The sequence below is a fragment of the Pseudoramibacter alactolyticus ATCC 23263 genome, from assembly GCF_000185505.1.
Taxonomy (GTDB): Bacteria; Bacillota; Clostridia; order Eubacteriales; family Eubacteriaceae; genus Pseudoramibacter; species Pseudoramibacter alactolyticus.
Genome location: NZ_GL622359.1, coordinates 181,129 through 200,721 on the forward strand (window position 1 = coordinate 181,129; position 19,593 = coordinate 200,721).

Consider the following 19,593-nt stretch of genomic DNA (forward strand, 5'->3'; position numbering starts at 1 on the left):
TTCGCAAATGGACCGCAGAGGGCGCGGGCAAAAATCGGATAGCCGATTGAGTACGCCGCGACGCGAGGGCATGCGTTAGTTGCCGGGGATATGTTGGTATCCTGCTAAGCGTGTGGGAACACAAAATAAGGTGGCACCGCGGGACTTTTTCGTGTTATTCAAAATGACAGGCCTCGCCCTTGATGAATTGATTTTCATCGAGGGCGTTTTTTAATGGATTAAAACGGCACAGGCTGTTAAGAAGCATCGCCCCGTTCCCAGCCGGCTCACCAGGAAACCAGAAGAATCAGATGGATTTCACGAAAAATCAGGAGGATCACATGATTAACGAAGCCATTGTCAAGTTGGTGGACGGCGAGGATTTAGGTGGAGCGGTCGCAGAAGCGGCTATGGACGAGATCATGGGCGGGGACTGCACCCAAAATCAGATTGCGGCTTTTTTGACGGCGCTGGCCATCAAAGAGGCCACCATCACGGAGATCACCGCCTGCGCCAAAGGCATGCGGAGCCACGCGGTGAAACTGCTCAACGATCAGCCGGTGCTTGAAATCGTCGGGACTGGCGGCGATCGGGCCAATTCCTTTAATATCTCGACGGTGGCGGCCATCGTCGTTTCGGCCGGCGGGGTGCCGGTGGCCAAGCACGGCAACCGCGCGGCCACCAGCCGCTGCGGCACGGCTGACTGCCTTGAAGCCCTGGGGGCGGCCATCGATCTGCCGCCGGAAAAAAGCGAACAGGTGCTCGACGCGCTGGGGTTCTGCTTTATGTTCGCCCAAAACTATCATCTGTCGATGAAATACGTGGCGCCGGTGCGAAAAGAGCTGCCGATCCCCACGGTGTTTAACATCCTCGGCCCGTTGACCAATCCGGCGGGGGCCACGATGCAGCTCATGGGGGTTTATGACGAATCCCTGGTGGAACCGCTGGCCCGGGTGTTAAGCAATCTGGGAGTGACCCGGGCGATGGTGGTTTACGGCCGGGACGGGCTGGACGAAATCTCCGCATCCTCGCCGACGACGGTCTGCGAGGTGATTGACGGCCGTTTCACCGGCTATACCATCCATCCGGAGGATTACGGCATGGCTTTGTGCCGCAAGCAGGATCTGGTGGGGGGCACCCCGGCGGAAAACGCGGCCATTGCCCGCTCGGTACTCGCCGGGGAGGCGGGCGCCCGGCGCAACGCCGTGCTTCTCAACGCCGGTGCGGGCATTCACATCGCCACGGGCGAGCCGTTGGCCAATGCGATTAAAAAGGCAGCGGCGCTGATCGACAGCGGGGCAGCGGCCAAACAGCTGGACGATTTTGTCGCCCTGACCAGTAGCCTCAAGAGGGCCTGAGATGGCGGATATCTTGCAAACCCTGGCGGCGGGAGCGGCGAGGCGGGTGGCGGCCGCCAAAGAACGCGTCCCGCTGGCCAAGATGATCGCCCGGGCCGAGGCCCTGCCGGCGGACACGGGCTTTCCCTTTGAGGCGGCTCTGGCCGGGCCGGAGCTGGCCTTCATCTGCGAAGTGAAAAAGGCCTCGCCCTCCAAAGGGCTGATCGCGCCGGTCTTTCCCACTCTCGAAATCGCCGGGGATTACGCAGCGGCGGGAGCCGCGGCCATCTCCTGTTTGACCGAGCCGGATTATTTTCTGGGCAGCGATGATTATCTCGAGGAGATCGCGAGCGCCGTGGCCGTGCCGGTGCTGCGCAAGGATTTTACCGTCGACGTGTATCAAATTTATGAAGCGAAATGTTTGGGGGCTTCAGCGGTGCTGCTGATCGCGGCGCTTCTCGACGAAGCTGCGCTTTCCGCCGGGATCCGAACCGCCGACAGCCTCGGCCTGTCGGCGCTGGTGGAGGCCCACGACGCGACAGAAATCGAGACGGCGCTGGCTGCCGGGGCGCGCCTCATCGGGGTGAACAACCGCAACCTCAAGACCTTTGAGGTGGATTTTGACAACGCGCTGCGCCTGCGGGCCATGATCCCAAAAGATAAGCTTTACGTCTCGGAGAGCGGGGTGAAGCGCGCTGCGGATGTGGCCCGGCTTTCTGCCGTCGGCGTCGACGCGGTGCTGGTCGGGGAGACGCTGATGCGGGCCGCCGACCGGCAGGCGGCCCTGTGCGCATTGAAGGGAGGCTGCCATGACCATCATTAAAATCTGCGGGATGATGCGCCCGGCCGACATCGCGGCGGTTAATGCCAGCCGGCCGGATCAGATCGGCTTTGTCTTTGCCAGGGGGCGCAGGCGCTGTGTGAGACACCGGGAGGCGGCGGTGATGAAGGCGATGCTGGATCCGGCCATCACCGCGGTCGGCGTTTTTGCGGACAATCCCCTTGAAGAGATCGCGGCGCTGCTGCGCCGGGGCGTGATCGATGCGGTGCAGCTCCACGGCCATGAGACCGAAGCGGCGATAGCGGCTTTGCATGCGCGTGTCCATTGTCCCGTCGTGCAGGCCTTTGCCATTGCCTCGGCAGAAGATTTGCGGCGGGCGGAGGCCTCCAGCGCGGAGATGATTCTTTTTGACAACGGCCGGGGCGGAACTGGACAGCCATTTGACTGGCGCTGGCTGCGAAGCGTCCGCCGGCCTTTTGTGCTGTCCGGCGGCCTCGACGCGGCAAACCTTGAAGCGGCGCTGGCCCTGCATCCCGCGGGGATCGACCTGAGCAGCGGCGTCGAGACCGAGGGGGCCAAGGATCCGGCGAAGATCGCGGCCTGCGTGGCGCGCTTTCGGGCGCTGACAAACGATTTGAACGATGATCGGAGGAAAAAATGACCAATCCCAAAAGCCATCAGCCCGTGGGAAAGGTGCCGAACGCCCGGGGGCGCTACGGCGGATTCGGCGGGCAATACGTGCCCGAGACGCTGATGAACGAACTCATCCGGCTCGAGGCGAGCTATCGCAAAAGCCAGCAGGACCCGGCCTTTCAGCGGGAGCTGAAGGATTTGCTCGTGCATTACGCCGGCAGACCTTCTCTGTTGTATCGCGCCGACAATATGACAAAGGATCTCGGCGGGGCGAAGGTGTATCTCAAGCGGGAAGACCTGAATCACACCGGCGCCCACAAGATTAACAACGTGCTGGGGCAGTGCCTGCTTGCCAGGATGATGGGCAAGACCCGCATCATCGCCGAAACGGGCGCGGGGCAGCACGGGGTGGCGGCGGCCACGGCGGCGGCGCTTTTGGGCCTGTCCTGCGAGGTGTTCATGGGCAAGCTTGACACCGAACGCCAGGCGCTCAACGTGTATCGGATGGAGCTGCTCGGCGCCAAGGTGCACGCGGTGACCACCGGCACGAAGACGCTCAAGGACGCGGTAAACGCGGCCATGCGTGAATGGGCCTCCCGGGTGGCGGACACCCATTATGTGATCGGCTCGGTGATGGGGCCTCACCCTTTCCCGGAAATGGTGCGGGACTATCAGTCGGTGATCGGGGCGGAAGCTCGTCGGCAGATCCTCGAGGCCGAGGGGAGGCTCCCTAAAGCGGTGCTGGCCTGTGTCGGCGGCGGGAGCAACGCCATCGGTCTGTTTCACGCCTTTGAGCCGGACGCCGGCGTCGCCCTCATCGGCTGCGAGGCGGCGGGCCGGGGCATTGCCACCGGCCGGCACGCGGCCACGATGGCGGCGGGCACCCCGGGTATCTTTCACGGGATGAAATCCTATTTCTGCCAGAACGACGAGGGCCAGATCGCCGAGGTGTATTCCATTTCGGCCGGGCTGGACTATCCGGGCATCGGGCCGGAGCACGCCTATCTGCGGGATATCGGCCGGGCGAACTACGTGCCCGTCACCGACGACGAAGCCGTGGCCGCCTTTGAATATCTGGCGCGCACCGAGGGCATCATCTGCGCCATCGAAAGCGCCCACGCCGTGACCCAGGCCATCAAGCTCGCGCCTCGGCTTTCCCCGAGCGAAAGCATTGTCGTTTGCCTGTCCGGGCGGGGCGACAAGGATGTGGCGGCCATCGCGCGCTACCGCGGCATTCAACTGAAGGAGGACATCGATGCGTAAGATTGCAGACGCGTTTAAAGATCGCAAAGCGTTTATTCCCTTTATCACCGCCGGCGATCCGGATTTAGCCACCACCGAGGCACTGATTAAAATCGCGGCGGATGCCGGCGCCGCGCTGATCGAAATCGGCATCCCCTTTTCCGATCCGATTGCCGAGGGGCCGGTGATCCAGGAAGCAGATATCCGCGCGCTGGCCGCAGGCACCACAGTGGACGGCATCTTTGTCATGGCGGCGCGCCTGCGGGAAACCATCGATATTCCGATGGTGCTGATGGGCTATGCCAATCCCTTTTTCCACTACGGCTACGACGCGTTCTTTAAGCGCTGCGCCGAAGTGGGCATCGACGGGGCCATCATTCCCGATATTCCCTTCGAGGAAAAGCACGAAGCTGCCGATGCGGCCGGGCAATACGGCGTGGCGGTCCTTTCGATGATCGCGCCGACGTCTGAAGAACGCATTCAGAAAATCGCTGCCGAGGCCCAGGGTTTTATTTATCTCGTCTCCTCCATGGGGGTTACTGGGATGCGCTCGGCGATCACGACGGATCTGGGTGCGATGGTATCGGCCATTCGACAGGTGACCGACGTGCCCATCGGCATCGGCTTCGGCATCCACACGCCACAGCAGGCGGCCGAAATGGCGGCCATTGCCGACGGGGCGATTGTGGGTTCGGCCATTGTGAATCTTGTGGCCGAACACGGTCGAAACGCAGGGCCGGCGGTCGAAGATTATGTCAAGCAGATGGTCGCCGCGGTTTGCCAGGTCCCCGTTAGATAATTTAAATTGACAAATCCATGCTCGCCTGATAAAATTATTTGCAATAAGACCATTACAAAGGAGGCGAAAGCATGCAATACAAAATTTCAGGAGGTAATTTACCGGTTGCAATTTGTAAATTGGCCGCAGGGGAGAGCATCAAATGTGAATCCGGCGGCATGTCATGGATGGATAACACCATCGAGATGCAGACCAAAGGCGGCGGCTTCGGAAAGATGATGGGCCGCATGGTCAGCGGAGAGTCGATGTTTTTTAATCATTATATTGCAAGAAGTGAGGGGGAAATTGCCTTTGCTTCAAGTTTCCCCGGCGAGATCAAGGCGATTCATATCTCGCCCGGCAACAGTCTGATCGCGCAGAAGGGCGCGTTCCTGGCCTGTCAGGAAAGCGTGGAAATGAAAATTTTCTTCCAGAGGAAATTGGGCAGCGGCTTTTTCGGCGGCGAAGGCTTCATCATGCAGCGCTATATCGGCGAAGGGCTGGTTTTTATTGAAATTGACGGTTCAGCCATAACCTATGACCTGGCAGCGGGCGAAACGAAGGTGGTCGACACCGGTTATCTGGTGGCGATGGAAGAAAGCGTCAAGATGGACATTGTGCGGGTTAAGGGCGTGAAGAACGTGCTGCTCGGCGGCGAAGGGCTGTTCAACACCACCCTTACCGGGCCGGGCAAGATCGTTCTGCAAACCATGCCGATCAACAAGACCGCCGCCGTGATTCACCGTTACGCCCCCACCAGTAAATAAAATATGACGATAAACACCGAAACACTTCAGCCGTTTCGGTGTTTTTTATGTCGGTGCATTAAATTTAAAAATTATAAAAAATGTCCCAAAATTTGTATTATAATAAACAAAAATACAAGAGCTGGGAGAAGAAGAATGATTAATCAAGACAAACAACATTTTCAGGAAATCGGGCATCTCGGCTTCGGTCTGATGCGCCTGCCCAAGGCTGCCGGCAGCGATTCCGAGATCGATTTGGAGCAGACCAAGGCCATGGTCGATCATTTTATGGCGGCCGGCCTGAATTATTTCGACACGGCCTATGTTTACGGCGACGGCCGATCGGAGGAGGCGGCCCGCAAAGCTTTGGTGGAGCGCTACCCGAGGGAATCCTTCAAGCTGGCGACTAAGCTTTGCGCCTGGATGGGCTGTGACGACGAAGCCTCGGCCAAGCAGGAGTTTTATACCAGCCTGGAACGCACCGGCGCCGGCTATTTCGATTTTTATCTGCTGCACTCGATCAAAGAAGACAACCTCGATAAATACGACGACTATGGCATTTGGGACTTTGTGAAGGAGCAGAAGGAAAAGGGACTGATTAAGCGCTGGGGCTTTTCGTTTCACGACAAGCCGGGCCTGCTGGATAAGCTTCTGACCGACCACCCGGACGTGGACTTTGTGCAGCTGCAGCTCAATTATGCCGATTGGGACGATCTGAAGATTTTATCCCGGGCGAATTACGAGGTGGCCCGCGCCCACAACGTGTCCATCGTCGTGATGGAGCCGGTCAAGGGCGGGCTTCTGGCCGATCCGCCGGCACCGGTGGCTAAAATTTTAAAGGAAGCCGATCCAGCCGCGTCGCCGGCATCCTGGGCGGTGCGCTTTGCCGCCTCGCTGGATGGGGTAATCACCGTGCTTTCTGGGATGTCCACTCTCGAACAGATGGACGACAACCTGAGCTATATGCGGGCTTTTAAACCCCTGTCCTACGAAGAGCAGCGGGTGATTGCCCAGGCACAGCAGGCCATCGCGGATATTGACTCGATCTCTTGCACCGCCTGCCATTACTGCATGCCGGGCTGTCCCATCAACATGCCGATCCCCGATATTTTTACGGCGATGAATAAGGAAATTCTCTACCATAAAACGGAAGATGCCAAGGTGGCCTATGCCTTTGCGACGGATAAGGCCGGCACCAGGGCTTCGGACTGCATTGCCTGCGGCCAGTGTGAAGATGCCTGCCCCCAGAATATTCACGTGATTTCCCGCCTGCGGGACAGCGCGGCTGCGCTGGAATAGGGCATGCTCATATTGATTTGATCAAGAAGGTGCCGATGACGTTTATCATTGATGCCGTGTCCGTCGTCGCGATTGTCGGATTGGCGTGTTTTTTTCACTGATCCCGGCGGTTGGAGCCGCGAACCAAAAAGTAAAAAAGGATGTGCCCATCGTGATGTGTACCCTCCTTACTGGATGTCCAGTAAAGAGGGTACATATCATCGCGAGACACAGCCTTTTTTGATGACGATTTTTAAAACTTGCTCAAGAACCAGTCGCGTTTTAAGAACATCACGACGATGAGCAGGACCTGTGCGGCGAAAGAGAGCACCACGAAGAGGTACTGCCCCCGCATCAGAAAGGCGCCGGCCAAACAGTTGAGCAGAATCTGCAGCCAGCTCGAGGCGGCGACGGCTATGCCAAAGCCGACGGACCTGATTTTGGACGTGGCGGCGATGTAGGGGATGATCCCGTTGGGGATCCCCGGAATCAGGCAGGCCATGCCGAAGACAAATTCCGGCTTGCTGGAGTTGATTTTGCTCATGATCCAGCTGTCCTTGTTGCGCGAAGTGAAGTGGCGGGTCAGGCGGTCGCCGACCTGCCTGGCAAAGATAAAGACCAGACAGTTGCCGGCCACAAATCCGAAATAACACATGAAAAACGCCTTCCACCAGCCGTAAATCAGGCCGGCGGCGATCTGGATGGCCATCCCCGGGATCACGATGCTAATCACCTGAATGATCGAAAATAAAACGATCACGAGAATGCCGTGCCACTGGCCCTGACGCTCGAGATAGGCGGCGATTTGATGCTCGTCGCCCTTTTGCAACAGGCGGAACAGCGGCGGAAAGGTTTTGACCGCGTTGCCGAAAGCGAGCCAGGTCATTAAAATCAGAAGGACCAGGCAGGCAAAAGTAAAAAGATGTCGCCAATTTTTTTTGATGTAGTTTTTTATAGAAGCCCCCATAAAAGATCCTTCCAGTGGTCTGGCGGGTTGCCGCGCTGAACGCAAATAATAATTTATATTATATTATTGAATCGTCAGATGTCAAGCGCGGCGGATGGTTCCCAGCTGAAAAAGCGCCCAGGTTTTCAGAAAAGCCGATGCCGTTTGACGGCAGCGGTCTCATCCTTTATAATGAAGGCAATCATCGAATTGCCATTTTGGCAGGCCGTCATCGTGCACAGCGGTGACGCGCCGAAAAAATCGCCGAGGCAAAACGCGGACATCCTTCAGGAGCGCCGTGCATTTTAAATCGGGCGACAAATTAAAGCGTACCAACTGACCGCAAGGCCGCACCCCGAGCAGGAAGTCTGTTATGCACCGAGCACCGTTTGTTTCGAGCGCCCCTCGACTCGGCGGGCCATGCACACTTTCGTCTGCCGGCGGAAGTTTTTTTATTGCGCGGCGGCGCGGCCAGAATCGCCGGACAGCGAACCGGCATCAGGAGAAAGTTATGATTAAAATCGCCGTTTACGGCAAGGGCGGCATCGGCAAATCTACCGTCACCAGCAATCTGGCGGCAGCCTTTGCCCGCCTCGGGAAAAAAGTGATTCAAATCGGCTGCGACCCCAAGGCCGATTCCACCATCAATTTATTGGGAGGCGAGCCGCTGACCCCGGTGATGAATCTCCTGCGGGAGGATGCAATGCCGGAGACCCTTGAAGCCATCTCGGCCCGGGGCTTCGGCGGGGTGCTCTGCATCGAGACCGGCGGCCCGACCCCGGGGCTTGGCTGCGCCGGGCGGGGTATTATCGCCACCTTCAATATTCTGGCGGAGCTGGACCTTATCGCCCGGGAAGCGCCGGACGTGATTCTTTTTGACGTGCTGGGGGATGTGGTCTGCGGCGGGTTTGCCGCGCCGATCCGCGAGGGCTATGCCGACCGCGTGCTCATCGTGACCTCCGGCGAGAAGATGGCCCTTTACGCAGCGGACAATATCTGCACAGCGGTGAAAAACTTCGAGGACCGGGACTACGCGCAGATGGGCGGCATTGTGCTCAATCGGCGCAATGTGCCGGACGAGGAGGCCAAAGTGTGCGCCTTTGCCGACGCGCGGGAACTCGCGATTGTCGCCGACATTCCGAGGAGTGATGTCATCAACACCTGCGAAGATCGGGGCATGACCGTGATTGAGGGGGATCCCGATGCGCCGATCAGCGGGATTTTCATCGACCTGGCCCAAAGATTATGGAATGAGGAGAGCCGTGACGAAGGCAGTAAGTAGCAAACCGGAAGCGATTTATTTCACCGCGGCGCAGCTGTCCGCCAGGGGCAGAGCGGCCATTCCCGATGCGCTCATCAGCCACACCCGGCTGATTTACAGCTCGCCGGCGACCTTGGCCTATAATTCCCCCGGGGCCGAGGGGTTTGGCGTCAAGCGGGCGGGCCTTGCCGTGCCGGAGTCGGTGATGCTCATCGTTTCGCCCGGGTGCTGCGGGCGCAACACGTCGGCGCTGTCGGAGCTGCCGGCCTATCGCCATCGTTTTTTTTACCTGACGATGGACGAAACCGATCTGGTCACCGGGCGGCATCTGACAAAGATACCCCAGGCGGTGTGCGAGGTGGTGGAAAGCCTCGCCCAAAAGCCCGTCGTGGTGATGATCTGCATCACCTGTGTGGATGCGCTTCTCGGCACCGATATGGAGCGGGTGTGCCGCAAGGCGGAATCCGCCGCCGGTGTGCGGGTGCGGCCGTGCTATATGTACGCGCTGACCCGGGAGGGGCAGTGTCCTCCGATGGTGCACGTGCGCCAGTCGCTGTATTCGCTGCTCGAGCCAGCCAGACGCCGGAGCACCAGCGTAAATCTGCTGGGCTATTTCACGCCGCTGGTAGATGACTGCGAGCTTTATGGTTTGCTGCGGCAGGCCGGGGTCCGGCAGATCCGGGAGATCAGCCGGATGACTGATTTCGCGGCGTTTGGCCAGATGGCAGAGGCCAATTTCAACCTGGTGCTGAATGCCGAGGCACTGCCCGCCGCCCAGGATCTCGAGAAACGGCTGGGCATGCCCTTTATCCAGCTGACTCGGCTTTATCAGATCGACAAAATCGAAAATCAATACGCGGCGCTGGGGCAGGCCCTGGGCATGGCTTTCGATTTTGAAGCGGACCGGGGCCGGGCGCTGGCCGCTCAGACGGCGCTTGGGGAAGCGCATCCCGATTTGACCTTTGCCGTCGGCGAGGTGCAAAATGCCAATCCCTTCGAGCTCGCGTTGGCGCTGCTGCAGGCAGGCTTTGGCGTATTGGAGATTTTCGGCACGGCGATGCCGGAGGTTTATCCCTGGATCGAGCGCATCGCAAAGCTCAGCCCGGGCACGCGCATTTACAGCAATCTGGAGCCGTCGATGCTGTATTATAAAGCGGCGGTGCGCCCGGACATCACCATCGGAGCCGACGCGGCCTATTATCATCCCGATGTGCCGAATCTGCGCTGGAACGACGAAGCCCAGCCCTTCGGTTTTGCCGGGCTGCGCCGGTTTTACCAAGGGGTGGCAGCCGCACTCACAAAAGCGGAAACGAACGAAAGGAGCTCGTAATGAAAGGCCTGAGAAAAGTACTGACGCCCTTCGCGCCGGATCAATCCGGGGCGGTGTCGGTGCTTTACGCCCTGGGGGGCGTTGTCGTCGTTATTGACGCCGGCGGCTGCACCGGCAATATCTGCGGTTTTGACGAGCCCCGTTGGCTGTCTCAGAAAAGCGCGGTGTTTTCCGCGGGGCTTCGGGACATGGATGCCATCATGGGGCGCGACGACCGCCTGATCGATAAGCTGGCGCTGGCCTGCGATCAGATCGAGGCGAATTTTGTGGCGGTGATCGGCACGCCGGTGCCCGCGGTGATCGGCACGGATTTTCGCGCGTTAAAACACATGGCCGAAAAACGCACGGGCCTGCCGGTGATCAGCCTGCCGACGGACGGCATGGCGCTGTATGATCGCGGGGCATCCGCTGCCTTCGCGGCGCTGTTCGAGGCCTTTGCCGAGCCCGGAGAGGCGGTGGCCGGCCGCGTCGGGGTGCTGGGCGCAACGCCGTTGGATATGGATGAAAAGACAGCTGAAACCATAACGGAACGATTGAAAGCAGCGGGCTGGCGGGAGATTGTGATCTACGGCATGGGAGCGGATCTTCCCGATGTGCGCCGGGCGGCAGGCGCGAAAAAAAATCTCGTCATCGCGCCGTCGGGGCTTGAGGCTGCGCGCCGGCTTGAAGCGCGCTTCGGAACGCCCTATGAAGCGGCTTATCCGACCGCGGCAAGGCTCATTGACGGGCCGGAAGTCCGCGGCAGGCGGGTGCTCGTCGTGCATCAGCAGGTGGCGGCGTGTGCCCTGCGGGAACAGCTGCTGGCAGCCGGTGCGCGCTCGGTGACGGTCGGGTGCTGGTTTATGATGGATCCGGCGCTGACACAAGCGGGGGATGTGCCCCTGGCGGAAGAGGACGATTTCACAGCGCTTGTGGCGAGCGGCGGTTTCGACCTCATCGTGGCCGATCCGACCATGAGGCCGCTGGTGCCGAATTTTGCCGGCGAATGGCTGCCCTTTCCCCATTTCGCCCTTTCCGGAAAGCTGGGGCAGGGATGAGCGGGCAGGTCACCCGGCGGCTGCGGGTGTACGGCATCGTGCAGGGGGTGGGCTTTCGCCCCACGGTGAGTCGGCACGCGGCGCGCTTTGGCATCACCGGCAGCGTCTGCAACAAGGGACCCTACGTGGAGATCCTGGCCCAGGGAGCGCCCCGAGCGGTATCGGCCTTTGCTGCGGCGGTTGAAAACGAGCCGCCCCGGCGGGCGGCCATTCTCAAGCTGGACAATAAAAAAGTGAACGATGCGCCGGATTATCAGGCGTTTGACATTATCGAGAGCGGGAAGACAGCCGGAGAGATTTATATTTCGCCGGACATTGCCATCTGCGACGACTGCGCGGCAGAGCTCGCCGATCCGGCCAACCGCCGGTATCGGCATCCCTTTATCAACTGTACCTGCTGCGGCCCAAGACTGACGATTCTTGACGCGTTGCCCTACGACCGCGAGCGCACCAGCATGGCGGCCTTTCCGATGTGCGACACCTGCAAAACGGAGTATCACGATCCCGAAAGCCGGCGCTACGATGCCCAGCCGGTGTGCTGCAACGACTGCGGTCCCTCGGTTTATGTCATTGGCCAGGATCTGAAGGATCGTTTGGCGATCACGGCCGCCCGCCGGATGATTGCCGGCGGCGGGGTAGTCGCGGTCAAGGGGATCGGCGGTTTTCATCTATGCTGTGACGCGACGGATGAGGCGGCGGTGATGCGCCTGCGGCGTCACAAGCACCGGCCGACTAAACCTTTCGCGGTGATGGCGCGGGACGAGGCGGCGGCCGATCGGGAATGCGTGATCGGCCCGGTTCAGCGCGCCGTGCTCACCGGGCATCAAAAGCCCATTGCGCTGCTGCCGAAAAAAGCCTCCGGCCGCGCGGCGGACGCGGTGGCTCCCGGGGCAAAGGCGCTGGGGCTCATGCTGCCCTACGCGCCGATTCAGCTGCTGCTCTTCACCTATGACGACGATGTGTCGGTGCCCGATCTTTTGGTGATGACCAGCGGCAACGTGTCCGGGGCGCCGATCTGCCGGAACGACGCCGAGGCGGTTCAGGAGCTGGGGAATCTGTGTGACTTGATCCTGTCGAACGACCGGCCGATCCGCACCCGGGCGGACGACAGCGTCATGGATTTCCTGGAGGATGCGCCCTATATGGTGCGCCGGTCCCGGGGGTACGCGCCGCTGCCGGTGATGTGCTCCCAGCCGCTCACTCATCAGGTGCTGGCGGTCGGCGGGGAATTAAAAAACACCTTTTGCATTGGCAAGGGACCGCTGTTTTACCCTTCGGCTTACGTCGGAGATCTGGCTGATGTGCGAACGGTGGCTGCCCTCAGGGAAAGCGTGGCCCGCATGACCGCCTTGCTTGAAGCGGCGCCGGAAGCGGTGGCCTGCGATCTGCACCCGCGCTACGAGTCGAGCCGGGTCGCGGCCGGGCTGGGGCTGCCGGTGGCGGCGGTTCAGCATCACCATGCGCATATTGCGGCCTGCCTGGCGGAAAACGACGCGTCCGGCCCGGTGATCGGTCTCGCCTTTGACGGCACGGGCTACGGTCCGGATCACACGATTTGGGGCGGGGAAATCCTCATCGCCGACTGCCGGGATTATGAACGGGTCGGCAGCGTCGTTCCCTTTCACCAGGTCGGCGGTGACGCATCGGCCCGGGAAGGCTGGCGCGTTGCGGTCGCGCTGTTCTATGGGCTCACCAAGGACGCCGAGGCGACGACTGCCTGGGCAGCCGATCTCGGCTTGTGCGAAGCCGCCGCGGCCCGGGCCCAATGCACGATGATCGACCGCCGGATGAACACGGTAACCTCGACCAGCGTCGGGCGCTTGTTTGACGGCGTTTCGGCGATGTTGGGCCTGTGCCGCCAGTCGACCTTTGAAGGCGAGGCGGCGACCGCGCTGGAATTTTGCGCCGAGGGCTGGCAGGGCGATGCCCCGAGCCTGGGCGAGCGTCCGCTCGTTTTGCAGGAGTCAGGCGGCCTGCAGCTCAACACGCCGGCATTGGTGCGCCGGATAGGCGACGGGCTTGCGGCCGGACGGCCGACGGCCGAACTGGCCTATGGCTTTCACGCGGGGCTGGCGGCTCAAGCCGTAGCGGCCTGCGTGCAGCTGCGCAAAACGCGGGGGCTTGCCGCCGTGGCGCTGTCCGGCGGGGTGTTTCAAAACAAGTTGTTGACGCGTTTAACCCGGGACAAGCTTGAAGAGCAGGGCTTTACGGTGCTTTTGCATCATCTGGTGCCGCCGAACGACGGGGGTCTTTCGCTGGGCCAGGCCGTGATCGCATCAGTGCGGCTCGAAGCCCGGGCGTCGTTAAAATAAAGATCGGCAACATTTTAAAGCAATGCATTTTTAATAGTCTTAGAAGGAGAAAAACATGTGTGTAGGATTACCGGCCCGTGTGGTGAGGCTTAAAGATAAAAATACGGCGGTAGTGGACGCTTCGGGGGCGAAGCGAGAAGTTTCTGCGGCGCTGCTGGAGATGCTGGCGCCCGGGGATTATGTGATGGTGCACGCCGGGGCGGCCATTGCCAAAATCACCGACGATGAAGAAGACGAAGTGGCGGATCTGCTGGAGGACTTGCTGTGACGACGGCAGCGCAGGCCATCGCGCGGCTTAAAGCTTATGACGGACCGTCCCTGTCCATCATGGAAGTATGCGGCACCCATACGCACGAGATCTTTCGTCAGGGGATTCGGAGTTTGCTGCCGCCCCAGGTGCGGTTGATTTCCGGACCGGGCTGTCCGGTTTGCGTGACGCCGGTGGATTATATCGATGAGGCGGTGATGCTCGCGCTGGATTTCGGCGCGACGATTTGCACCTTCGGCGATTTGGTGCGGGTGCCGGGATCAACGATGAGCCTGGCCGATGCCCGGGGGCGGGGCGCGCGCATTCAGGTGGTTTATGCGCCTCAGGATGCGGTGGCCTACGCGGCAGCTCATCCCGATGAAGCCGTGGTGTTTCTTGCGGTGGGCTTCGAGACGACGACGCCGGCGGCCTGCCTGGCGGTGCAGGCGGCGGCAGCCCGGGGACTGGCGAATTTTTCCCTGCTGACGGCCAACAAAACGATGCCCGGCGCCTACGAGGCGATGAAGGACAGCACCGATCTCTTTTTGTACCCGGGGCATGTGCACGCGATCACCGGCACCGGCGACTGCGAGACGCTGGCTCGCAAGGGCGTCAGCGGGGTGGTGGCCGGCTTCACCTCGGCGGAGCTCGTGACGGCGCTGGCCGTGGCGGTGACCCGGGCGGCCCGGGGCGAGGCGTTTTTTGTGAACTGCTATCCCCGGGTGGTGCGCCCGGAGGGCAGTCCGGCCGCGCGAAAGCTCATGGCCGCCACGATGGCGCCCTGCGACGCCAGATGGCGGGGCATCGGCGTGATTCCGAATTCGGGGCTGCGCCTGAAAGACGCTTTTGCGGATTTTGATGCGCGGAAAAAATTCGTCCTGCCGGCGCTCACCGGCCGGGAAAATCCCGCCTGCCGCTGCGGCGAGGTGCTCCAGGGGAAATGTTTGCCGGGGGACTGCCCGGTGTTTGGCAAAGGCTGCACGCCGGCGCATCCTGTCGGCGCGTGCATGGTGTCGAGCGAAGGGGCCTGTTCGGCCTATTATCTGTATGGCCGAGATGCGCAATGAGGAGGCAATCCATGACAACCATTAACAATGAAACGGTGACCCTGGCCCATGGGGCCGGCGGCAAACAGACTGCGGCTCTGATCGATCGGGTTTTTGCAAAAACTTTCGCCAATCCGGATTTCACGGCGGATGACGCGGCGGTGTTGGCGGCGCCCCGGGGCAAAATCGCGATGTCCACCGACGGCTTCGTGGTTTCGCCGGCGTTTTTTCCCGGCGGGAACATCGGCAAGCTTGCGATCTGCGGCACGGTCAACGATTTGGCCTGTATGGGGGCTCGCCCGCGGTATCTCACCTGCTCGTTCATTATTGAGGAGGGCTATCCCCTGGCAGAGCTCGAGCGCGTCGCGGCGGCCATGGCCGAAACGGCAGAAGAAGCCCAGGTGCACATTGTCGCCGGGGATACCAAGGTGGCCGGCAAGGGCCAGGCCGATGGGGTTTTCATTACGACGGCGGGGGTCGGTGAGGTGCTGCCCGGCGTCCATCCGGCGGGACATCGCGCGGCACCCGGCGACGCGATTGTGGTCACCGGGGATGTGGGGCGCCACGGGGCGACCATTCTGCTCGCCCGGGACGACTTCGGCATCGAGGCGGATGTCACCACGGACTGCGCCCCCCTTTGGACAGCGGTGGAAGCGGGGCTTGCGCGCGTGCCGGACATCCATGTGATTCGCGACGCGACCCGGGGCGGCGTGGGCACCGTGCTTTATGAAATCACCCGGCAAAGCGGCGTCGGCATCCGGCTTTCCGCCGAGGCGGTGCCGGTGGCCCCGGCGGTGCGCGGCGTTTGCGGGATGCTCGGCCTCGAGCCGCTCTATCTTGCCTGCGAGGGCACGATGGTGATGATCTGCCCGAAGGCGGACGCGCCGGCGCTGCTCGATGCGCTGCACTGTGCGCCCCATACAGCCGGCGCGGCGGTGATCGGCGAAGTGACGGCGGAAAATGCGGGCCGGGTCGTGATGACGACGGACATCGGCACCCAGACCATTCTGCCCGAGCCAGGCACGGAACTTTTGCCCCGGATCTGTTAACAAAGAAGCGAAGAACCATGCCAATCATTGGCGTGCCGAGGCGGCGAAAAAATAAAAGGAGAGCGACATGAAAACACGGGTAGCGGTCATCGCGATTATCGTGGATGACAACGCGGCGTCCGCCGCGATCAACCGGCTGCTGCACGAGGCGGCGGATTTTGTGGTCGGGCGCATGGGTATTCCCTACCGGGAAAAGGGCATTAATATCATCAGTGTGGCGGTGGATGCGCCTCAGGAAGTGATCAGCGCGCTTTCGGGCAGGATCGGGCGGCTGCCCGGCGTCAGTGTCAAGACGGCTTATTCCGGCGTCGTGACGGAGACGGCCGATGATTAAGCTCGCGTTCTACGGCAAGGGGGGCATCGGCAAATCGACGACGGTGTCCAACGTCGCGCTGGCCATGGCCCGGCGGGGGCTCACCGTGATGCAGATCGGCTGTGATCCGAAGGCCGATTCGACCCGGGGGCTTTGCGGCGGCGAACAGCCGGCCAGCGTGATGGATTTGATCCGCGCCCGCGGCGAGGATTTCGAGCTTTCGGATGCGGTGAAGACCGGCGCCGGCGGAGTGATCTGCGCCGAGGCCGGCGGTCCGCTGCCGGGGCTCGGCTGCGCGGGGCGCGGGGTGATCACCGCCCTTGAGACGCTGGCCGAAAAAGGAATTTACGAAACGGTTCAGCCGGATGTGGTGCTATTTGACGTGCTGGGGGATGTGGTCTGCGGTGGGTTCGCCCTGCCCATGCGCCGGGGCTACGCCCAGAAGGTGTATATTTTGACTTCCGGTGAAAACATGGCCATTTATGCGGCGGCCAATATCGCCACGGCCATCGCGGGCTTCAGTGACCGAGGCTATGCGAGTCTCGGCGGGCTGATTCTTAACCGGCGGGACGTGGCCCGGGAGGACGAAAAGGTGGCGGCCCTTGCCCGGGATTTCGATACGCACATCGTGGGGGCTCTGCCCCGGGACGCCCGGGTGCCCGCGGCGGAAGAAGCCGGGCAGATGGTGCTCGAGGCATATCCGGAGGCGCCTGTCGCGGCGGCCTACCGCGCGCTGGCAGCAGCCCTTTGCGCCGAAAACGGATTGGAGACGCGATGCTGACGAGGCTTACCCATAACCGAAGTACGGACCGGGCGGCGATTGCCATCGGCGAGGCCGATTTCCCCGCGCCCTTTGCCCACGGTCTGGAATATAATGCGCCGGTGCACGGCAACTGGAACATCGTTCACACGGGGATGCTCGTGCCGGAGAGCCACCAGATTTACATCTGCGCGCAAAACTGCATGCGGGGCGTCGCGATGACGGCGGCGGAGATGAACGCGGCCGATCGTTTCTCGATGGTCGTTTTGGAAGAGCACGACCTTTACGACGGCGATCTCTTCGAGATCACCTGTGAAGGCATCGCCGATGCGATCAGAAAACTGCCGGCGCCGCCCCGGGCGGTGCTCGTTTTTCCCGTGTGCCTGCATCATTTTATGGGTACAGACATGGCGGCGATTTACCGTGAACTTGAAAGCCGTTTTCCCGGGATTGATTTCATTCGCTGCTGGATGGATCCGATCATGCAAAAGACGGGGCTTACGCCGGAACAAAAGCAGCGAAAAGCGCTTTATGATCCATTGGAGGCGCTGCTCCCGGATCCCCGGGCGGTGAACCTGCTCGGGGGCAACCTCGCGGTGGATCCCGAAGGCAGCGATATTGCGCGGCTGCTGGCGAAAAATCACTTTGCGCTGCGGGAGCTGCCGACCTGTGAAACTTACGGCGATTTTCTGGCTATGGGCGAAAGCGCCTTGGAGTTGTGCACCACGCCCTTTGGCGATTACGGCGCGAGGCAGCTGGCCCGCCGCCTGCAGCGGCCTTACCTTTGGCTGCCTTGCAGTTGGCAGTTCGATCAGATCGCGGCCGACCGAAAGCGGCTGTGCGAGGCGCTGGGCATTGCCGACGCGGTTATCGCGGCGGACCGCGCTGCGGCATTGGCGGCTTTGCGAAGGCTTGCGGCCACGCTGGGCGGCACGCCGGTGGCCATCGATGCCATGGCGGTGTTTGAACCTTTGGGACTGGCGCGGCTCTTGCTTGAGCACGGCGTAAACGTCGTGCGGGTGTATCTGGACGTTGTGGCGGCGGACGAGCGGTCGGCCTTCGACTGGCTGCGCGCGCATGCGCCGGGGCTGCCCCTGGTGGCGACCATCCGGCCGGAAATGCGCATTGTGCGCCGCGGCGGCGACCGGCCGGCGGGGAAAAAACTGCTGGCCGTCGGGCCCAAGGCGGCCTATTTTGAAGATACGGAGCATTTTGTCAACACGATCGACAACGGCGGGTTCTGGGGCTACGCGGGCATTGCCGCACTGGCGCGGCAGATGGGCGAGGCCCTGGCGGCGCCCAAGGATACCCGGGCGCTGGTGCCCCGCAAGGGATGGGGGTGTGACTGCGTGCTATGAGACAGACGAGACGCATCCTCCCGGTGACCGCCGGAGACATTTCCGGGGCGGCTTCCGCCCTGTATGAGCTCGGCGGCATGACGGTGATCCACGACCCGTCGGGCTGCAACTCGACCTACAACACCCACGACGAGATCCGCTGGTACGATCAGGAAAGTCTGATTTATGTGTCGGGACTCACCGATGTGGACGCGATTAACGGTGACGACGGTAAACTCATTGCCGAGATCGTCGAGGCGGCACAGATTACCAGGCCGCGTTTTGTCGCGCTGTGCAATTCGCCGATTCCCTTCATTAACGGGACGGACTTCGAGGCCGTTGCGGCGCTGATCGCCGGGCAGACCGGGGTGCCGGCCTTTTATGTGCCCACCAGCGGCATGCACGATTATGTGCGCGGGGCGGGGCTGGCTCTGGCCAAAATCGCCGAGCATTTTGTGACGGCGCCGGCAGGGCGCCGGCCGCGCACGGTGAACCTGCTGGGGATGACGCCGCTGGACTTTGCCAACGCGAAGGCGCGCGCGTCTTTAATCGCGGGCCTTGAGGCCGAGGGCTGGCAGGTGGTCAGCTGCTGGGCGATGGGCGACGATCTTACCGCATTGACCCAGGCGGGCGGCGCTTCGGTGAACTTGGTTATTTCGGCGGCGGGGATGCGAGCGGCAAAAGTGCTTGGGCGGCGCTTCGGCACGCCGGCGGTGATCGGCTGCCCGATCGAATCCCACGCACCGGCCGTTTACCGGGCGCTTGAGCGGGCGGCGGCCGGTGAAGGGGCATCCTTCGTGACTTATGCGGCGCGGGAGATATCATCCGGGCCCGCCGTGGCGTTATTGGGCGAGCCGGTGACCATGGGATCGCTGGCGGCCGCGTTGGCAGCGCGGAGTATCCCGGCGCGGGTGATTGCAGAGGCGGAGGACAGCCGGGGGCTGCTCGCTCCGGGGGACACCCCCGCCTTGGACGAGGAAGCCGTTATCGCCGCAGTGGGTGATGCGTCGGTAATCGTGGCGGATCCGCTGTATCGGCCGGTGGTGCCGGATGCGGCGCATTTTGTGCCGCTGCCCCATCTGGCGCTGTCCGGACGGATTTTTCTCGCGCAGATGCCCGATTATTTTGCGCCGGGTTTTGACGCGGTGATCGACGCCGTCGCGGCGGTCGCACGTTAACCA

At 61.7% G+C, this 19,593-nt stretch carries 19 protein-coding genes; 18 read left to right on the forward strand and 1 reads right to left on the reverse strand.

Annotated features, from left to right (window positions below; translation table 11 throughout):
* The first annotated feature begins 320 nt into the window (after nucleotides 1-320).
* The 7 genes from trpD to HMPREF0721_RS00885 all read left to right on the forward strand — a co-directional run bounded on the left by trpD (nucleotide 321) and on the right by HMPREF0721_RS00885 (nucleotide 6,795).
* Nucleotides 321-1,337 (forward strand): anthranilate phosphoribosyltransferase, encoded by a 1,017-nt coding sequence (gene trpD, locus HMPREF0721_RS00855; protein WP_040640126.1) that lies wholly within the window; start codon nucleotides 321-323, stop codon nucleotides 1,335-1,337.
* A gap of 1 nt (nucleotide 1,338) precedes the next feature.
* Nucleotides 1,339-2,139, forward strand: coding sequence for an indole-3-glycerol phosphate synthase TrpC (gene trpC, locus HMPREF0721_RS00860; protein ID WP_006597621.1), 801 nt, complete (start codon nucleotides 1,339-1,341; stop codon nucleotides 2,137-2,139).
* Nucleotides 2,126-2,758, forward strand: coding sequence for a phosphoribosylanthranilate isomerase (locus HMPREF0721_RS00865; protein ID WP_006597622.1), 633 nt, complete (start codon nucleotides 2,126-2,128; stop codon nucleotides 2,756-2,758). The genes trpC and HMPREF0721_RS00865 overlap by 14 nt, the downstream gene beginning before the upstream one ends.
* Entirely contained in the window at nucleotides 2,755-3,993 is a 1,239-nt protein-coding gene (gene trpB, locus HMPREF0721_RS00870) for a tryptophan synthase subunit beta (RefSeq protein WP_006597623.1), read from the forward strand. Before HMPREF0721_RS00865 ends, trpB begins: the two co-directional genes overlap by 4 nt.
* The gene (gene trpA, locus HMPREF0721_RS00875; RefSeq protein ID WP_006597624.1) at nucleotides 3,986-4,771 is read left to right on the forward strand and encodes a tryptophan synthase subunit alpha; all 786 of its coding nucleotides are present in this window, start codon (nucleotides 3,986-3,988) and stop codon (nucleotides 4,769-4,771) included. The genes trpB and trpA overlap by 8 nt, the downstream gene beginning before the upstream one ends.
* Before the next feature lie 71 nt (nucleotides 4,772-4,842).
* Nucleotides 4,843-5,517 carry a TIGR00266 family protein gene (locus tag HMPREF0721_RS00880; RefSeq protein ID WP_006597625.1) on the forward strand — a complete coding sequence of 225 codons (675 nt, stop codon included), beginning with the start codon at nucleotides 4,843-4,845 and terminating at the stop codon, nucleotides 5,515-5,517.
* A 135-nt stretch (nucleotides 5,518-5,652) separates the two neighbouring features.
* Nucleotides 5,653-6,795 carry an aldo/keto reductase gene (locus HMPREF0721_RS00885; RefSeq protein ID WP_006597626.1) on the forward strand — a complete coding sequence of 381 codons (1,143 nt, stop codon included), beginning with the start codon at nucleotides 5,653-5,655 and terminating at the stop codon, nucleotides 6,793-6,795.
* A gap of 232 nt (nucleotides 6,796-7,027) precedes the next feature.
* Here the strand turns inward: HMPREF0721_RS00885 and HMPREF0721_RS00890 are convergent, their stop codons facing one another.
* Nucleotides 7,028-7,741 carry a TVP38/TMEM64 family protein gene (locus tag HMPREF0721_RS00890; RefSeq protein ID WP_006597627.1) on the reverse strand — a complete coding sequence of 238 codons (714 nt, stop codon included), beginning with the start codon at nucleotides 7,739-7,741 and terminating at the stop codon, nucleotides 7,028-7,030.
* Nucleotides 7,742-8,231: 490 nt separating this feature from the next.
* Between HMPREF0721_RS00890 and HMPREF0721_RS00900 the strand changes: the two genes are divergently transcribed.
* From HMPREF0721_RS00900 to HMPREF0721_RS00950, 11 genes are all read left to right on the forward strand, one after another.
* A complete protein-coding gene (locus HMPREF0721_RS00900; protein WP_006597629.1) occupies nucleotides 8,232-9,002 on the forward strand; it encodes a nucleotide-binding protein in 771 nt (256 codons plus the stop codon).
* Entirely contained in the window at nucleotides 8,983-10,311 is a 1,329-nt protein-coding gene (locus HMPREF0721_RS00905) for a nitrogenase component 1 (RefSeq protein WP_242821838.1), read from the forward strand. The genes HMPREF0721_RS00900 and HMPREF0721_RS00905 overlap by 20 nt, the downstream gene beginning before the upstream one ends.
* Nucleotides 10,311-11,348 (forward strand): nitrogenase component 1, encoded by a 1,038-nt coding sequence (locus HMPREF0721_RS00910; protein WP_006597631.1) that lies wholly within the window; start codon nucleotides 10,311-10,313, stop codon nucleotides 11,346-11,348. The genes HMPREF0721_RS00905 and HMPREF0721_RS00910 overlap by 1 nt, the downstream gene beginning before the upstream one ends.
* A complete protein-coding gene (hypF, locus tag HMPREF0721_RS00915; RefSeq protein ID WP_006597632.1) occupies nucleotides 11,345-13,660 on the forward strand; it encodes a carbamoyltransferase HypF in 2,316 nt (771 codons plus the stop codon). Before HMPREF0721_RS00910 ends, hypF begins: the two co-directional genes overlap by 4 nt.
* Nucleotides 13,661-13,715: 55 nt before the next feature.
* Entirely contained in the window at nucleotides 13,716-13,928 is a 213-nt protein-coding gene (locus HMPREF0721_RS00920) for a HypC/HybG/HupF family hydrogenase formation chaperone (RefSeq protein ID WP_006597633.1), read from the forward strand.
* Nucleotides 13,925-14,974 carry a hydrogenase formation protein HypD gene (gene hypD / locus HMPREF0721_RS00925; RefSeq protein ID WP_006597634.1) on the forward strand — a complete coding sequence of 350 codons (1,050 nt, stop codon included), beginning with the start codon at nucleotides 13,925-13,927 and terminating at the stop codon, nucleotides 14,972-14,974. The genes HMPREF0721_RS00920 and hypD overlap by 4 nt, the downstream gene beginning before the upstream one ends.
* Before the next feature lie 11 nt (nucleotides 14,975-14,985).
* Nucleotides 14,986-16,002 carry a hydrogenase expression/formation protein HypE gene (hypE, locus tag HMPREF0721_RS00930; RefSeq protein WP_040639810.1) on the forward strand — a complete coding sequence of 339 codons (1,017 nt, stop codon included), beginning with the start codon at nucleotides 14,986-14,988 and terminating at the stop codon, nucleotides 16,000-16,002.
* 67 nt (nucleotides 16,003-16,069) lie between these two features.
* Complete coding sequence (locus tag HMPREF0721_RS00935) at nucleotides 16,070-16,336, forward strand: TM1266 family iron-only hydrogenase system putative regulator (RefSeq protein WP_006597636.1); 267 nt, start codon at nucleotides 16,070-16,072, stop codon at nucleotides 16,334-16,336.
* Nucleotides 16,329-17,096 carry a nucleotide-binding protein gene (locus HMPREF0721_RS00940; protein ID WP_006597637.1) on the forward strand — a complete coding sequence of 256 codons (768 nt, stop codon included), beginning with the start codon at nucleotides 16,329-16,331 and terminating at the stop codon, nucleotides 17,094-17,096. The genes HMPREF0721_RS00935 and HMPREF0721_RS00940 overlap by 8 nt, the downstream gene beginning before the upstream one ends.
* A complete protein-coding gene (locus tag HMPREF0721_RS00945; protein ID WP_006597638.1) occupies nucleotides 17,090-18,433 on the forward strand; it encodes a nitrogenase component 1 in 1,344 nt (447 codons plus the stop codon). Before HMPREF0721_RS00940 ends, HMPREF0721_RS00945 begins: the two co-directional genes overlap by 7 nt.
* On the forward strand, nucleotides 18,430-19,590 hold the full coding sequence (locus tag HMPREF0721_RS00950) for a nitrogenase component 1 (protein ID WP_006597639.1): 1,161 nt from the start codon (nucleotides 18,430-18,432) through the stop codon (nucleotides 19,588-19,590). The genes HMPREF0721_RS00945 and HMPREF0721_RS00950 overlap by 4 nt, the downstream gene beginning before the upstream one ends.
* The last annotated feature ends 3 nt before the right edge of the window (nucleotides 19,591-19,593 follow it).

What these genes read in the sequence shown, in the direction of transcription:
- trpD (WP_040640126.1), top strand. Translation starts at nt 321, where the DNA reads ATGATTAACGAAGCCATTGTCAAGTTGGTGGACGGCGAGGATTTAGGT.
- trpC (WP_006597621.1), top strand. Translation starts at nt 1,339, where the DNA reads ATGGCGGATATCTTGCAAACCCTGGCGGCGGGAGCGGCGAGGCGGGTG.
- HMPREF0721_RS00865 (WP_006597622.1), top strand. Translation starts at nt 2,126, where the DNA reads ATGACCATCATTAAAATCTGCGGGATGATGCGCCCGGCCGACATCGCG.
- trpB (WP_006597623.1), top strand. Translation starts at nt 2,755, where the DNA reads ATGACCAATCCCAAAAGCCATCAGCCCGTGGGAAAGGTGCCGAACGCC.
- trpA (WP_006597624.1), top strand. Translation starts at nt 3,986, where the DNA reads ATGCGTAAGATTGCAGACGCGTTTAAAGATCGCAAAGCGTTTATTCCC.
- HMPREF0721_RS00880 (WP_006597625.1), top strand. Translation starts at nt 4,843, where the DNA reads ATGCAATACAAAATTTCAGGAGGTAATTTACCGGTTGCAATTTGTAAA.
- HMPREF0721_RS00885 (WP_006597626.1), top strand. Translation starts at nt 5,653, where the DNA reads ATGATTAATCAAGACAAACAACATTTTCAGGAAATCGGGCATCTCGGC.
- HMPREF0721_RS00890 (WP_006597627.1), bottom strand. Translation starts at nt 7,741, where the DNA reads ATGGGGGCTTCTATAAAAAACTACATCAAAAAAAATTGGCGACATCTT.
- HMPREF0721_RS00900 (WP_006597629.1), top strand. Translation starts at nt 8,232, where the DNA reads ATGATTAAAATCGCCGTTTACGGCAAGGGCGGCATCGGCAAATCTACC.
- HMPREF0721_RS00910 (WP_006597631.1), top strand. Translation starts at nt 10,311, where the DNA reads ATGAAAGGCCTGAGAAAAGTACTGACGCCCTTCGCGCCGGATCAATCC.
- hypF (WP_006597632.1), top strand. Translation starts at nt 11,345, where the DNA reads ATGAGCGGGCAGGTCACCCGGCGGCTGCGGGTGTACGGCATCGTGCAG.
- HMPREF0721_RS00920 (WP_006597633.1), top strand. Translation starts at nt 13,716, where the DNA reads ATGTGTGTAGGATTACCGGCCCGTGTGGTGAGGCTTAAAGATAAAAAT.
- hypE (WP_040639810.1), top strand. Translation starts at nt 14,986, where the DNA reads ATGACAACCATTAACAATGAAACGGTGACCCTGGCCCATGGGGCCGGC.
- HMPREF0721_RS00935 (WP_006597636.1), top strand. Translation starts at nt 16,070, where the DNA reads ATGAAAACACGGGTAGCGGTCATCGCGATTATCGTGGATGACAACGCG.
- HMPREF0721_RS00940 (WP_006597637.1), top strand. Translation starts at nt 16,329, where the DNA reads ATGATTAAGCTCGCGTTCTACGGCAAGGGGGGCATCGGCAAATCGACG.
- HMPREF0721_RS00945 (WP_006597638.1), top strand. Translation starts at nt 17,090, where the DNA reads ATGCTGACGAGGCTTACCCATAACCGAAGTACGGACCGGGCGGCGATT.
- HMPREF0721_RS00950 (WP_006597639.1), top strand. Translation starts at nt 18,430, where the DNA reads ATGAGACAGACGAGACGCATCCTCCCGGTGACCGCCGGAGACATTTCC.